A 15,204-nucleotide genomic window follows, 5' to 3' on the forward strand; every position below is an offset into this window, starting at 1 on the left:
CATCACGCAGTTGCATCATTCACGCGCCCTGAACACAAGATACGAAGGCGGACTTAAAAGAAACTTAACCCTGGCGGTCAACACGAGATTTCACCAACCCATCTGGCGCGCAGTGGGAGCCTCTCGATGGAAATCAACACATGAGTTGATTCGGATTCCGCAGAATGGAGGGCGTCATGTCCCGGTGGATGCGCGGAGCATGTTCCATCCTGACGAGATCTTTACCGAGGCCGGCCTGAAAAAATGGAACTGACAGACTCCCTCGTCCCATTAACGTTGCGCTCCACGGCCTTCAGCCGTTCGCGTTCGTCAGTGGTCACGCCATCACGATCGCCATGATCGACCTGGTTTGCCCAATGCTAGCGGCGTCTGCGCCGTACAGCCCATCATCGGCGCCATTGACTCGACCGCCGCTCGCGTCGACGAATGTTCGCTACGCTGCTCGCGCAAACTTGCCGAGGTGGAACTTCCACACGCGCGGCGTGCCGGTGCGGACGCGGGACCGCATTGCTTTTTATTGATCGCGCACATACGCAAACGATTGCGCACAGGACGAAAATAAAACGTTTATGTACCATTCAGATAATAAGGATCACTTCCAGATACGACCACGAACCGGCCTGACACATTGATTTCACAGCCGGAACGTGTCGCATTTCAGAAGCTGTTGTCTGACAAAACCTGCCAACCGAGCGATGCGAGTGCGTGCGTACCGCATACATCGCATGCTTCAAACAAGAATGGCCCGCCACATCGTCCCCACGGCCACCCCATTATTCTCGACCGAACGTCGACGCAGACGCGAACGCGATTGCCCTGCATTGTGCAGACCATTTCCATGAGCACCGACGTAGCACCGTTCCACGCAAGACCATGCCGCTAGTCAGACCGAGGTTTTCAACGCAATTGTCGCTACTCAGGGCACTTGCCGCGGCGTCGTGCGCATCGCTGGTCGCAATCGTCTGGTTAATGGCCAGTTGCACCGAAGGCCACCGGATCGCCTCCGCCAGGCAGCGCGCGAGCGACGCGTGCGACGCGATTGCTTCCCACTACACGCTGTCGTTACCTCACGCGACGGAGCCGAGCGTTCAACTGTTGCGCGACGTACTCAACGCGGCCCTTGCCGCATCCGCGGGTATCGAAGGGGGCTTCTGGCACGCTGGCGCGTTGCATTCCGCGCCGTCGGCGAATGCGCCCGAGCATGCCGGTGGATTTCTGGCTTACGCGTTTCCGTCGTACCCCGGCAGCGGCATCAAGCGCGACATTCCGGAAGCGGAAACGCCGCTGATCCTGAGCGCGCTCTCGGCAGCGTCCACCGGCGTGCGCTCCGCCGCCGAAATAGCGGGAAGGCACCACGACGCAGTCGTCGCGATCGCGTGCCCGGTGAACGGACATGCCGGGCTCTATGCATGGACCCTTGTGCGCGCGCAATCGATGTTGGTCCGTCAGGGCGACGCCATCGTAGCAACGTTTGCCGTCGTTCTGGCGCTTCTGTTCGCCGTTTCCCTGTATCTCGCCTTCGCACTGCGCGCATGGCGCGACAAACTCGTGCGGCTCGACACGGCGCTCTCGAACGACGACGCCGATTCCGCCGGCAGCATCCCCTGCCCGGGCGAGCCGGAACTGGATCGGATCGCGCATGCATTCAACCGCTGTACTGCGCGTACCCGCAATGCTCGCGAACACGCGAGCGAACTGGAAATACGCCTCGCGCAAGCACATCGTGTCGCGCTGCTCGGCACACTGGCCGCCGAGGTTGCGCATGAAATTCGCAATCCGGCTGGCGCGATGCGATTGAAAGCCGAGAACGCGCTGGCCGGCGATGCCTGCCGGCAGCAATCGGCGCTGCGCTCGATACTCGGCCAGATCGAGCGCATCGAAATCCAGGTGTCCAGGCTCCTGGCGCTCACCCAGCCCGTTACGCCGCGCCTGGAGCCGGTCGATCCGGCCACGTGGCTTTCGGAAAGCGTGCAGACACACGACGAGCTCGCGCGCGGCAAGAATGTCGCGCTGACGGTGGCCTGCAATATGCCGACGGCCTCCGCCAGCGACACGACCGATCGCCCCGTATTCGACCCTGCCCAGATGCGTCGTGCGCTCGACAATCTGATCGTCAATTCGCTGGCGCACGTTCGCCCGGGCGGCAAGGTTCACGTCGAGGCCAGCCGCCGCGCTTCACCATGCGGCGCACGCTTCGTGCTCGAAGTCGCCGACGACGGCCCTGGCGTTGCCGAAGCCGAGCGCGCGCGCATCTTCGAGCCCTTCGTCAGCGCGCGGCCCGGCGGCTGCGGGCTCGGTCTCACCCTGGTTCGAGAGATCGCAGCGTCGCACGGCGGCAACGCCTGTCACGCCGCCACCCCTACTACTTGCTTTGTCATCGATATCCCATGGCGACCATCCTGCTGATCGACGACGACGATGCCTTCTGCGAAGGATTGTCTGAAACGCTGACCGATCTGGGTCACGAAACCCTATGCGCCGGCACGGGCGAGCACGCGCTCGCCCGCGTCGACCGAGGTCTGCAACCCGCCTGCATATTCCTCGACATCCGGTTGCCCGACATGGACGGCATTGCCGTGCTCGCGAAACTGCGGCGCGTCCCTCGACTCGCGACGGTCCCCGTCGTGGTACTGACCGCCTATGCCCGTAGCGGCAACACGATCGCCGCCATGCGCCTCGGCGCATTCGACCACCTGACGAAGCCGGTCGGCCGCGACGATATCGCGAGCCTGCTCGAGCGGATCTTCGCGGCCCATCCTCTGTCCGATGCCGCTCCCCATGCGCAGGCGAACGTCGACGCGTTCGACGAACCTGTCGGTGCGGAGCCGCGCTTGCTCGGCATCAGCGCGGCGATGCGCGAAGTACAGAAATGTATCGGCCGCGCGGCAGCGTCGGACGCGACCGTTCTCATCACAGGGGAAACGGGAACCGGCAAGGAAGTCGCGGCCAGGGTGCTCCACGTCGAGTCGTCGCGTAGCGCCGGCCCGTTCGTTGCCGTGAATTGCGCGGCGATTCCTCATGAGCTGCTCGAAAGCGAGCTTTTCGGCCATTGCAAAGGTGCCTTCACGGGCGCCACGGCCGCCCGGACCGGCCGAATCGTCGAAGCCGATGGCGGCACGCTTTTTCTGGATGAGGTCGGCGACATGGCGACCTCCATGCAAGCCAAGCTGCTGCGGGTGCTGCAGGAACAGCAAGTCACCCCACTCGGCGTCAACCGGTCCATTTCGGTGAACGTCCGCGTGATTGCGGCAACCCATCGGGACCTGCGGACCATGGTCGCGAACGGAACGTTTCGCGAAGACCTGCTTTACCGACTCAACGTCATCCCCATTCATCTGCCGCCGCTGCGCGAGCGGCTGGCCGACATCCTGCCGCTCGCCGTCCATTTTCTCGACACGACGTCGGCCTCGACTACGACGAAGCGGCTGTCCGTGCAGGCGGAGCGCCGCCTGATCGCGTATGCGTGGCCGGGCAACGTACGCGAACTGCGCAACGCGATCGCGCGCGTGAATGCACTCGCGCCCGGCGCCGTCGTCACCGGATGCGATCTCGCGTTCCTCGACGAACCGGGTGTTCCTTCGCGCGACGCGCTGCTGCCTGCCGCGATGCTCAATCGTCCGCTGTCGGAAGCACTCGCCGCCGTCGAGCGCGAGATGATCCTGCGCACGCTCGGACTCACCGGCGACAATCGCGCGGAAGCAGCGAAGCGGCTCGGCATCAGCCGCCAGTCGCTGTACACGCGCATGGCACACCTCGACATCGGCTAGCGTCGGATTGCCGGACACGCGTGTCCGGATGCGTTGACAGTCTCGCTGCCGCGCTGCCCGCAAAGCCTTGTCCGACAGTCCCCTTTATGTGGCACACCGCTTGCATGTATTGCCCGGAGCGATCTCGCGGATCGCACCGGGCAGGCGGCGCTCATCCTTCGCGAAACTGCACGCGAAGACATCGAAGCCGGTACCGGTCCCTGCGTGATCGTGATTTCAACGACGGGAAGCGGATGAGCGTCGACGCATGTCGATGCCTTCCCGACCCGACGTTCATAACAAGCACAACGACAACCGCTCGACCAGGGCAAACGACAAGGGAAGACTAAACATGAGCTTCGGACAATTGACCGTGCGAGCGAAACTCGCGCTGACCTTCGGCATGATGGCCGCGCTGGTGGTTCTGGTTTCGGTGATCGCACTCGGTGCGCTCGGGGATGCGAACGACAGTTTCGCCAACTACGTCGACGGTGCGCGTGCGCGCGCGGAATTGACCGAAAAAGTTCGTGCGGCGGTACTTCGTCGCGCGGTCGCCGTCCGTAATCTGGTGCTCGTGACGAAGCCCGACGATATCGAAGCCGAACGCGTTGCGATGACGCAGGCGCACGACGAAGTGCAGGCACGGCTTCGCCAGCTGAACGAAGCCATCGCCACCAACCCCGACGTGACGGCGAAAGGCCGCGCGCTGGTGGCCGAGATCAATCGCATCGAGTCGCGATATGGCCCGGTGGCCGTCGCGATCGGCGACGCCGCGTTGCACGGCCAGCGAGACCAGGCGATCGCGATGATCGACGATCAATGCCGGCCGCTACTGAAGGAACTCGTCGCAGCAGCCGACACCTACGCCAGCTTCGCAAGCAATCGGGCGGCCGAAAGCAAGCAGGCGTCCGCGCAACAGTACGACAGACACCGCGCGCTGCTGATCGGCATCTGTCTCGCCGCCGTCGCCGCCGCCGTCGTTGCGGCGCTCCTGATCACGCGCAGCATCACGCGCGCACTCGGCGCGGAACCCGGCGCCCTGAGCGACATCACACGCCGCGTCGCGGCGGGCGACCTCGGCACCGTGGACGGCGCCGCGGCCGCGCCGCAGGGCAGCGTGCTGGCATCGATGGGCGAGATGCAGGCGAGCCTCGTCCGCCTGATCGGGCAAGTCCGTACCGCCGCGGACAGCATCGCGACGGGATCCAGCCAGATCGCGTCCGGCAACCAGGACCTGTCGTCCCGCACGGAGCAACAGGCGGCGTCGCTGCAGGAGACGGCATCGAGCATGGAACAGCTCACCGCTACCGTGCGTCAGAACGCGGAGAGCGCGCAACAGGCGAGCGCCCTGGCCAACGGTGCGTCGGACGTCGCGCACAAAGGCAGCGCGGTGGTGAGCCAGGTCGTGGAAACCATGACCGACATCAGCGACAGCTCGTCGAAGATAGCCGAGATCACCGGGATCATCGAGGGCATCGCGTTCCAGACCAATATTCTCGCGCTGAACGCCGCCGTGGAAGCTGCCCGCGCGGGCGAACAGGGTCGCGGCTTCGCCGTCGTGGCGAGCGAAGTGAGAAGCCTCGCGCAGCGTTCATCGAGTGCAGCCAAGGAAATCAAGGCGTTGATCGGCGCATCCGTCCAGAAGATTCGGGACGGCTCGCGTTTTGCCGACGATGCGGGCCATACGATGGCCGACGTGACGAAGGCCGTGGCACGCGTGACAGACATCATGGGTGAAATCGCCGCGGCGTCCTCCGAACAAAGTCGCGGGATCGAACAGGTCAACATCGCGATCACGCAGATGGACGAAGTCACGCAACAGAACGCGGCACTGGTGGAAGAAGCGGCGGCCGCGTCGAAGTCGCTCGAAGATCAGGGCCATCGATTGACCGAGGCCGTCTCGTTCTTCCGTGTCGGGTCCGTGGATAGCCATGCCTACGACCAGCCGGCGACGCGCCGGGGTGCGGCCACCACGGCGGCCGTGTCACGGCCGGTGCGACCGGGCCGCACGCCCGTGACGGAGGCAAGCGCGCCGTCACCCCGTGCCGCGATGGACGCGGCAGCAGACTGGACCGCCTTTTGATACGGCACGAACCATCCATTTTCTGGAGCATGACATGACGGAAGCAGTTGAAATCGCGGAGAGCACACCCGTACGCGAAAGCGCCGGCGACGCGACCAAGCAGGTATTTGTCGCTTTCGTGCTCGGCGACGACGAATACGGCATCGATATCATGAGTGTCCGCGAAATTCGCCCCTATGTAGAACCGACGTCCGCCGCCGATGCGCCGCCGTTCGTCAAAGGCACGATCAACCTGCGCGGCCTCGTCATGCCGATCGTCGACCTGCGCATGACGTTCTCGCTGGACCCGATCAGCGACACCGTACCGACCGCCATCATCGTACTCGACGGTGCGGAACAGGCGATCGGTTTGATCGTCGACTCGGTGAGCGGCGTGGTCGATATCGATCTCTCCGCTCGCCGCCCCGCGCCGGAGGTCGGGACCGCGATGCAAACGGAATGCGTCACGGGCCTCGCCATCCATGAAGGGGACGACGGCGAACAAATGCTGACCCTGCTCGACATCGATCGACTGATGGAAACGATCGATGTCGGCGCGCGCTGGAACCGGCCGAGCGAAGCTTGATCGACATTCAAACGATGACGAAAGACACGCAACGGCCGCCGGTATGGCGGCCCATCGAGTTTTTGCCGATCCTGTTTTATCTGGTCGACATTCAAGTGGACGAAGCGAGGGCGACCTTCGACAAATTGACCCGGCACACGACGGAAGGACGCATGGCCGATCCTGCGATGCGCGAGCGAGTCACGCATTACTACATCGGGCAACGGAAGCTGTTGCCGATTCAATACGAGCAATTCATGCGTTGGCAATGGGAAGCCACGACTACGGAGCAACGGGAAATGCTCAGGCGGATCGGCGAGCGCGCCGACCACCTCGCCGCGCTGTACGATTCGATCATCGCGTGGCTCGACGAATCGTCCCGGGCAACATCCGGCGTCAAGCAGCCGAACGATTCGTCGACGTTCGCCCGACCTCGATTCGAGCCGGCGCCATGAGCCTATGCGCACTGGCTTTGCGAAAACCCGCCGTGCGAATGAACGGTATCGGCGATGTAACCGGCATCGCCTCCCTTTCCAAACTATTTCGGTTGATTGACGACAATAAAACAATACCCACATCAACCTCGATCGGCGTCAAATTCGTTGACGCCGGTGTATCGATTGCTTGACACATCTGATTGTTCGCTGTTGGCAGTGCCTTTGTCCGGCATAGGCCTTGACGTGGCACGTCGCTTGCATATTTCGCGCGAACAGGAAGCGGTCCGTGCAACGGTGGACGTAGTCGAAAGCGGACCGGATAGCGCGGCATGCTCGCTTGACCGTCACGCAGCCCCTATGCGCGGCGACATACCGTATGGTCTTCAAACAGGTGCCAAGGATGAACATGCTACCGATCGAGAGCACGCTGCCCGTTTTGACGGATGCGGGCACGCTGCAATTTTCCGCTTATGGATTCGGTTGGGGATATCGCTCGTTTTCGTTATTGCGCGAGACGGTCCGCACCTGCCTCGGCGCCCGGGATACGAGCGAACAGCAGATTCGGTTGGCCTTCGAACTGAATCGGCATCGGATCCTTCGCGCGGTCGGACCGTTCTCGGCGATACCGTATCAAGGCGAGACGATTCCCGTTCCGGTCGAGAACCTGTAGAAAGCTTGCGCAGACATTCATCCACGCTTGAAGAGGGGCGAAACGACATGCGGGCATGACGCGGTCGCCACACGGAAGCGCGATACGGCCGGCGCTCGGTTCACCGAACATCCTGCGACAAACTGCCTCGATCCATGAAAGCATCGCCACGCGAGCGACTCGGCGCCTCGCGCATCGACTTCGAGTGGAGCACCGAGATTCGGGGGGCGTCAGTGCGCGAGCGCGCGACCGATCCTGAATACCCCGACGACCTCGCGCAGCGTGGTCGCCTGCTGCGCCATCGCCTGCGCGGCCGCCGATGCCTGCTCCACGAGCGCCGCGTTCTGCTGCGTGACCGAGTCCATCTGGCCCACGGCGACGTTGACCTGCTCGATACCCGTTCCCTGTTCGTCCGACGCCGATGCGATTTCATTCATGATGTCGGTCACTCGCCGCACGGACTGCACGATCTCCGACATGGTGGCGCCCGCGCGTTCGACCTGCTGCGACCCTTGGGCCACGCTTTCCACCGAACCCGTGATGAGATCCTTGACTTCCTTGGCCGCGTTCGCGCTGCGTTGCGCCAACGTGCGCACTTCGCCGGCCACCACCGCAAATCCGCGCCCCTGCTCGCCCGCACGCGCGGCCTCGACTGCCGCATTCAGCGCGAGGATGTTCGTCTGGAACGCAATCCCCTCGATCACGGCGATGATTTCGGCAACCTTGCCCGAACTGCTCGAAATGGCGCGCATGGAGTCGACCACCTGGTTCACCACTTCGCCGCCGCGCATCGCGACCTCGCACGCGCTGCCCGCGAGCGCATTCGCCTGCCGGGCGTTTTCCGTATTCTGACGAACCGTCGCGGTCAACTGCTCCATGCTGGCTGCCGTTTCCTCGAGCGAAGCCGCCTGCTCCTCCGTTCGCTGCGAGAGATCCAGGTTACCTTGCGCGATTTCGCCAGCCGAAGTCGTGATCGATTCCGCGGTCGACTGGATTTCCGACACGATGCCGCTCAGTTGCCGCCGCATCGATTCGAGCGACGCCATCAGGCTGCCGCGATCGTTCGGCGCGACCGGCACAGGTGCTTCGAGATTGCCTTCGGCAATACGCCCGGCCACGACCGCGGCGTCGGCGGGCTCGCCCCCCAGCGACCGCATGATTCCGCGCGTGATGACGGTTCCCAGCACGATCGAGAGGACGACGGTGATGACGCCTGCTGCCGCCAGCGTCAACTTGGTCAACGCAGTCAAGCTAGCCACTTCCCCTGAGCGCTGATCGAGCAGCGACTGCTCGGCCTCATTCAGCTCGGCGGTCACGGCTCGATAGCGATCCATGAACTGCTTGTCGTTGCCCTGCTTGAAGTAGTCGATCAGCACGTTGGCCGGCTGCGTACCGGCATTGACGTCACGCCGCATCGCGATCAGCTTGTCATCGATCTCCGCCACCTTCCGATGCATGTCGCGCAGTGTCTCGAGACGACGCTGCTGCGCCGCGTTGTCCGCGGTGAGGCCGCGAACGACATCGAGCGACGCGGCGAACTGCTTGACGCCTGCCTTGTAGGGCTCCAGAAACCGGTCATCCCCCGAGGCCACGTAGCCGCGCACGCCCGTCTCCATGTTGACCATGCTGGTCAGCATGTCGTCGTTCGCTCGCAAGACCTGGTAACTATGAACGTTCCAGCCGTTCGCCTGATTCAGCTTCAGAAAATTGACGATCGAGATCGCGCTGCCGATCAACGATATAAGTACGACGATACCGAATGCAACGCCCAGCTTCCTGCCGACTGTCATGGAGCCCATGCTTGCTTCCCCCCGTGTGTTGTTGTTCGTTATGTCGGCACGCAGGCAAACTTCCTGTAACTCATGCATTCCTCGCCTGAGGAAACCTTTCGCGAGATGGTCGGATATATCGGTCGGCTTGCCCTGACACGCTTGCGCCTCAGGTGACTATCCGTCCTCGCAAACGATCACGGGCGTATTATCTTTTTATCGATTACCGCGAAAAACGTCGCGTCGGCCGTGATGAAAATGCTGGACGCCCTCGTCACCGGGGAAACGGGAACCGGCAGCGCGGTCGCATCGTCGCGTACCGCGACGAGTACGGATTTCCATACATCGGTGTCACGAACCGTTGACACATGGGTTTCAGCCCTGCCGGCCAACCCTTGCCTGATCGCAGCGGACCCGATGGCATACCGATTGCATGTATTGCGCGGTCGATGTCCAGCCAGTGGCTCAATACCGGCGCGCGCAGCGTGGGGGACTCTCGACACAGATCGACAAAACAGTCATCCCGGCGGATTTCCAACGATGAACGACACCACGCGACAAGCGCCGGCATGGCGACCGATCCGGTTTTTGCCGACCTTCCTTTATTTGTTCGACGCTCAACTGGACGAAGCGCGTGGGATACAGGTCAAACTGACCACGCACAAAATGGAGCCGCACGTGCTGGACGGCGCGATGCTTGGACGAATCCGGCATTACTACGCCCGGCAACGAAAAACGTTACCGATTCAAGACGAGCAGTTCATGCGCTGGCAAGCAGAGGCCACGACCGCCGAGCAGCGAGAAATGCTTGCTCGCGTCAGTGTGCACGCAGACGAACTCTCCGGGCTGTTCAATTCGATCATTGCGGCAATCGACGCGCTGTCTCGAGATACGCTCGACAGCAGTAGGCAGAATGCGTCAATCTCCGCCGAACCTCGCGTCGCGGCATCGCCATGATGCCGTCGCATCGGGGCCCGTGCCGACGGTGCGCAACGCTCCGTCCGTCACATACGGAATGAGACCCGTCGCGCGAATCTTCGCGGCGATCGTGTCGCGGCACGCCGCGTCTTCCGGCGGGCAATAGTCGATCGAGACCACCGGTAGCGCATAGCGCGCTTCAATCGCCTTTGCTTGCGCGAGCAACCAGTCGCGATCCGCTGCGGGGACGGCGCCGTAACGCCGGTTGCGCTGATCCCAGTTGCCGAACAGCGATTCGAATGCAACCGCGGCGATCGCGTCATGCACCTTCGGCAAGATCTCGAAGCCGCGGTTCAGGATCAGTTGCGCAGTCGGATAGCGCGATTTCACGGCGTGGATCACGGCGACCAGGCCAGCCTCCTGCTTCGCGCGCGCCACTTCCGTCTTCGCGACGAGCTGGTACGAATCCAGCGTGTCGAAAAAGAAGCCTCGGTACCCACGCGCCCACAGCGGCGCGATCACCTGTTCGACGAAAAACGACGGCCACCCCTGCGCCGACTGATCGACGACCGCCGACGCCCATGTCGTATTACGCCCGAACAACCACCGTTTCGGCATCCTGCGCGCATAGTCGCGCTCCTGCGTGACTTCGCCGACGCTCACATAGGCGAACCACGCGGGGCGTCGCACGTCTTGCGCACGTGGATCGAAGCCGCTGTCGGGTTCGACGACAACGACATCGAACTTCTCCAGCTGGCGAACCGGCACGTCGTTGCCGTAGAAGAACGCGACGGAATGCGCACGCATCGCATCGGCCGGATCGCACGCGTCGGGCGACGATACGGGCGGTGCGGGTTGCGCATAGCCTGCCCGCCCGCACAGCGCACCCAAGATGACGACTGCGATGGCAGCCGCGGCCGGCGCCAGCGCCATCATCGGCCGCCCGTGCGGCCGACGGATTCGGAATGAAAACATATCTCCTCAATGACGCAACATATAGGTTTCGTATTCGAGGCGGCCGAACTTGCGGTCGAGCAGCAGGACCGCCGCGACATCGAGAGCGAGCAGCGCAAGCGCGAAGCCATAGCCGTATGCATCCGGCGTCATCCATAGCGTGATGCCGGTCAGCACGCCGTTGAGCGCGACGAAAGCCGTCGACAGCGCCACGACCAGCCGGCGCGCGTCGAGATAGAAGAATACGTTCAGCAAACCCAGCAGCAGCACCTGCAGACTCGCGGCGATCACGTCGACGAGCAGAAGCGGAAGGTACAGCGTCGAGATATGCAGGGCCGCCAGCAGCCAGTGACCGAATGCGACGATCAGCACCAGCACGGCGGCCTGCACCTTGATGATTTCATACAGCCCGGCGCGCACGCTGCCGACCATCATGTCGCGCATGTCGTTGATGTGCCGCAGCGTCGCACCGCTGCGCACGGCTTCGTAGAACGCATCGTAATACTCGACGAAGTCCGCCTCGATGCGTACCAGGAACGTCGCCATCCCGGGCATCACGCAAACGTACGCGATGAACACGGGTATGTCGTAGATCACCGATGCACGCAACGGCCCGATCACCTGCACACCCGTGCCCGGTGCATACCAGAACATGAACTTGTCGAGCCATACGCCGAGATTGAACAGCAGTCCGACAAGCGCGAGCGTCGGATACGCGAAGCGCCGGTCGAGCATCTCGAACGAGACGAAGCGATCGCTGCGGTAGTTTCGGTAGATCAACCCCGAAAGCCCGGTAAGCAAGACGAGATGCCCGGCGACGAAACCGCCGAGCAGGCCGCAAATGCCCTGCCGGTTCAGCATCAGCGCGAACGCGACCGTGCAGCCGTATCCGACCAGGAATACCGCGAGAATCTGCCGGTACTGTTTCACGCTGGACAAAAAGATCACCGCGATCCAGATATTGCTGACGATGACGAATCCCGCGACCATCAGCAGCCGATATAGCAGCGGCTCGCCGCGAAATCCCGACGCCACCGCGATGAAGCCGGCACATCCCGATGCCGCCGTGGCAATCAACGCCACACCGTTATAGTTCGACAGCACGAGATCGTCGCGCTTCTCGAACAGCCGGTCGGAGATGAAGCGCGTGAACGACAATTGCAGCGGCCCGGTCAGAATCAGACTGCACGCGATCAGGTAAGTCACCGACACCTGAAACTGGACGATCGCATATTTGGGTATCACGAACGCGACGCTCATCACGCCGATGATCAGAATTCCGAATATCGACAGAATCAGCGGCCCGGAGCTGATCAGCCCCGCATATGCGTATGCGCGTGCGACGCCGAAGAGCGTCTGTTGCCGCAGGATCTTGCGCAACTCGAAGCCGATGCCGGCCATCAGCGGCCCTCCTTGCTCGAGCCGGATGCAACCACGCCCGCACCTGCATGGTGCACCGGGCAGCCGGCTTCGAACGGCCGCCCGCGGCGCATCCGGTCGGGGGCGATCGCGAGCGCATCGTACAACGCCCGATACCGGTCGATCATCTGTGCACGCGTGTAGAAGCGTCGGACGCGGGAGAGGCCGGCTTGCTGCGCGGCCTGCCAGCGCTGCGCGTCGCCGAGCAGGTCGAGCGCCGCCTGCGCGAACGCGGCCGGATTCGCGATCGGCACGACCGCGCCGGCGGGCCCGAACGCGCGGTCGTCCTCTCCGAGCCCCTCGATCAGTTGCCGGCACGACCCGACGTCCGTGGTAATCGACGGCACGCCGGCCGCGAAGCCTTCGAGCACGACGAGCGGGAGCGCCTCGCTGATCGAGGTCAGCGCGATCACGTCGACTTTCGGCAAAATGTCGTGCATCCGCTGGAAGCCGAGAAAGCGCACCGTCGTCGCGAGCCCGAGGCTCTGCGCGAGCGCCCGGCATTCCAGCGCGTACGCGGGATCCTCTTCTTCTGGCCCGACGATCCAGCCTTCGATTTCCGGCATCGTCCGCGATGCGATGAACATCGCGCGGACGAACGTCTTGATGTCCTTGATCGGCACCACGCGGCCGATCAGCGCGACGACGCGGCGCGGGCCGCCGTCCCGCTTGTCCAGCAGCGGCGCGAAGCCGTCCACGTCGACGCCGTTCGGAATGTTGCGCGTCCGGGCGGCATCGGCGCCGTCGGCGATCTGACGGTGCCGATTGGCCTCGTAGAGCGCGACGATCTCGTCGGCCGCGTCGTAGGCGAGCTTGCCGAGTGCTTCGAAGAAACGCACCCACAGCGCGCGAAAATAGCTGATCGCCGATATGTCCCGTTCGAACGCGCCCCGGTTGTCGCGGATCCACTCGCTTTGCAGCAGATCGATCTTGCGTTCCTTGGTATAGATACCGTGCTCGGAAACGAGTAGCGGCCGGCCCGTGCGGTAATGCAACAGCGCACCGAGAAAGCCCGCATAACCCGTCGATACGGTGTGATAGACGCGCGCCGGCGGCAGTCCGCGTGCGATCCGCGCAAGCTGCCACAGCGGCTTGTGCATGATCCGTACCGTCCAGAAGTAGTCGGTGAAGGACGGGTCCGTGCAGTAGCGGCGATAACGCTCGACGATGAAGTCCCACGCCGCGCGGCTGGTGGAAAACTGCCGCTCGTTCAGCGGTCCGTCGTCGTCGATCAGTTGGACCAGGTCAGCCATCAGCGCAGCCGGATTCGCCACGACGCCGTCCGCATCCCGCCCGCGCCACGCATCGTGCAGCGCAGCCGAACGCCTGAACGCTTCGGCGTCGCCGGGAATCTCCCGTGCGCTGCCCGTATCGGCGGGCACGTCGCCATACAGATAATGGGACTCGAAGTGGACGACGTTGTCGGGCAATGCGTACGCGGCGCCATGATAGTCGTCTTCCCGGCTGCCGATGAACACGATCGCGAAGTGCTTGTGCGGGTAGGCACGAATCATCTCGTTGACCCAGCTCGATACGCCGCCTCGCACATACGGGAACGTGCCCTCGAGCAGCAGGCAAACGTCGATCGCGGTCGACGGACCGGCACGGCGGTGAATGGACGGTTTCATGACGACCAGTAACGAACGACGGGATTGAGAACGGGCAGCGCGGCCGCGTTGCCGAGCGACGCGAGCAGTTCGGCCGTGCGCGGATACTCGCCACGCAGGAATGCAGCCTCGGCAAGCCACGGCACGAGACGCTCGCGCGGAAAGCCCCATTCGAGCGCACGGCTCATGTATTGCACGGCCGCGTCCGCGTCGCCGGTCGCGAGTGCGAGGCGGCCGCGAACGAGCCACATCGCCGCGTCGCCTGCGTCGATCGCGAGCGCGGCCTGCGCGTGGCGGTCGGCCTGTTCGCGCGTGTGCCCGTGCACCGCACCGAGCACGAGATTCTGATAGACCAGCTCGAAGTACAGCTCGGCAAGCCGGCGATGATTCGCCTGGCGCGTTGCATCGTCGTCGGCGGCATCGAGCGTCTGCTGCGCACGGAAGATGTTCTGCGCGATCTCGTTCTCGGCGCGGTCGAGCGTGCCGTATGCGATGAGCCGCACGTCTTCGAGAGGATCGGCGAGCAGATCGCGCAGCAGCGTGCCGGTCGTGCGCGTCGGCATGCTCTGGATCGCAACCAGCGCGGAGAGCCGATCCGACGCGGCCACCCGCGTATTCACGAGACGCGCCTGCAGACGCGCACCGCCGCCGTGCGAGACGCGCGACACGAGATAGGTGACGAACTCGGGCAAAGGCACGTCGGCGTATGCGTCGTCGCCCTGCTTCGCGGGCCAGCAAGCCGCCCACGCACAGCTGGCCAGCACGACGAGGCCGCCGCCGACCGGCACGAACGTACAGGCGAGCCAGAGCGCCGCGAGCGTCCCGTTGCGTTGGGTTCGGTAACGTTGCGGCAGCAACTGCCGGTACAGCACCGCCTGCGCCGCGCCGCCCGCCACCATCGCCCCGAACACGGGCCACAGGGGGTCAACCGACGGTGCCAGGACGGTCATCGCCGCCCCCACCCGGGCGGACCCGCCGAACTGCACGAGCACGGCATACTGCAGCGCCGCGACGATCGCAATGCCGACGCACGACGCGAGTGCGGCCAGCATCGACGCCGGCGGCACGCGCAACGCGC

13 protein-coding genes and 1 pseudogene are annotated in these 15,204 nt (G+C 63.8%); 8 read left to right on the forward strand and 6 right to left on the reverse strand.

The annotated features are described in order from the left end of the window. Positions 1-254: 254 nt before the first annotated feature. Positions 255-450: pseudogene (locus WJ12_RS36970) on the reverse strand (IS3 family transposase); the annotation flags it as partial. 456 nt (positions 451-906) lie between these two features. Between WJ12_RS36970 and WJ12_RS29070 the strand changes: the two are divergent. The 7 genes from WJ12_RS29070 (at position 907) to WJ12_RS29095 (ending at position 7,480) form a co-directional block, all read left to right on the forward strand. Then, entirely contained in the window at positions 907-2,406 is a 1,500-nt protein-coding gene (locus WJ12_RS29070; protein ID WP_319000386.1) for a sensor histidine kinase, read from the forward strand. After that, on the forward strand, positions 2,388-3,767 hold the full coding sequence (locus tag WJ12_RS29075; protein WP_034187969.1) for a sigma-54-dependent transcriptional regulator: 1,380 nt from the start codon (positions 2,388-2,390) through the stop codon (positions 3,765-3,767). The genes WJ12_RS29070 and WJ12_RS29075 overlap by 19 nt, the downstream gene beginning before the upstream one ends. 331 nt (positions 3,768-4,098) lie before the next feature. Continuing rightward, positions 4,099-5,829 (forward strand): methyl-accepting chemotaxis protein, encoded by a 1,731-nt coding sequence (locus WJ12_RS29080; RefSeq protein ID WP_059556680.1) that lies wholly within the window; start codon positions 4,099-4,101, stop codon positions 5,827-5,829. A 34-nt stretch (positions 5,830-5,863) separates the two neighbouring features. After that, complete coding sequence (locus tag WJ12_RS29085) at positions 5,864-6,394, forward strand: chemotaxis protein CheW (protein ID WP_059556681.1); 531 nt, start codon at positions 5,864-5,866, stop codon at positions 6,392-6,394. Continuing rightward, positions 6,391-6,828: a hypothetical protein gene (locus WJ12_RS29090; RefSeq protein WP_051700970.1), complete on the forward strand. Its 438-nt coding sequence runs from the start codon at positions 6,391-6,393 to the stop codon at positions 6,826-6,828. The genes WJ12_RS29085 and WJ12_RS29090 overlap by 4 nt, the downstream gene beginning before the upstream one ends. After that, positions 6,825-7,001, forward strand: coding sequence for a hypothetical protein (locus tag WJ12_RS36135; protein ID WP_156810509.1), 177 nt, complete (start codon positions 6,825-6,827; stop codon positions 6,999-7,001). The genes WJ12_RS29090 and WJ12_RS36135 overlap by 4 nt, the downstream gene beginning before the upstream one ends. 209 nt (positions 7,002-7,210) lie before the next feature. Continuing rightward, positions 7,211-7,480, forward strand: coding sequence for a hypothetical protein (locus WJ12_RS29095; RefSeq protein WP_034187971.1), 270 nt, complete (start codon positions 7,211-7,213; stop codon positions 7,478-7,480). A gap of 209 nt (positions 7,481-7,689) precedes the next feature. On the opposite strand, the gene WJ12_RS29100 is transcribed toward WJ12_RS29095, so the two are convergent. Further along, positions 7,690-9,258 carry a methyl-accepting chemotaxis protein gene (locus tag WJ12_RS29100; protein WP_059556682.1) on the reverse strand — a complete coding sequence of 523 codons (1,569 nt, stop codon included), beginning with the start codon at positions 9,256-9,258 and terminating at the stop codon, positions 7,690-7,692. Between the two features lie 510 nt (positions 9,259-9,768). On the opposite strand from WJ12_RS29100, the gene WJ12_RS29105 reads away from it, so the two are divergent. Continuing rightward, on the forward strand, positions 9,769-10,185 hold the full coding sequence (locus tag WJ12_RS29105) for a hypothetical protein (protein WP_059556683.1): 417 nt from the start codon (positions 9,769-9,771) through the stop codon (positions 10,183-10,185). Here the strand turns inward: WJ12_RS29105 and WJ12_RS29110 are convergent. From WJ12_RS29110 to WJ12_RS29125, 4 genes are read right to left on the reverse strand one after another with little or no spacing between them, the layout of a single operon-like run. Next, a complete protein-coding gene (locus WJ12_RS29110; protein ID WP_236871762.1) occupies positions 10,147-11,082 on the reverse strand; it encodes an endo alpha-1,4 polygalactosaminidase in 936 nt (311 codons plus the stop codon). The genes WJ12_RS29105 and WJ12_RS29110 overlap by 39 nt on opposite strands. Positions 11,083-11,127: 45 nt before the next feature. Further along, entirely contained in the window at positions 11,128-12,501 is a 1,374-nt protein-coding gene (gene pelG / locus WJ12_RS29115) for an exopolysaccharide Pel transporter PelG (RefSeq protein ID WP_059556684.1), read from the reverse strand. Further along, positions 12,501-14,147 carry a GT4 family glycosyltransferase PelF gene (gene pelF, locus WJ12_RS29120; protein ID WP_059556685.1) on the reverse strand — a complete coding sequence of 549 codons (1,647 nt, stop codon included), beginning with the start codon at positions 14,145-14,147 and terminating at the stop codon, positions 12,501-12,503. Before pelF ends, pelG begins: the two co-directional genes overlap by 1 nt. Then, the gene (locus tag WJ12_RS29125) at positions 14,144-15,178 is read right to left on the reverse strand and encodes a tetratricopeptide repeat protein (RefSeq protein ID WP_059556724.1); all 1,035 of its coding nucleotides are present in this window, start codon (positions 15,176-15,178) and stop codon (positions 14,144-14,146) included. The genes pelF and WJ12_RS29125 overlap by 4 nt, the downstream gene beginning before the upstream one ends. Positions 15,179-15,204 lie beyond the last annotated feature (26 nt).

Source organism: Burkholderia seminalis (genome assembly GCF_001718535.1).
Lineage (GTDB): Bacteria > Pseudomonadota > Gammaproteobacteria > Burkholderiales > Burkholderiaceae > Burkholderia > Burkholderia seminalis.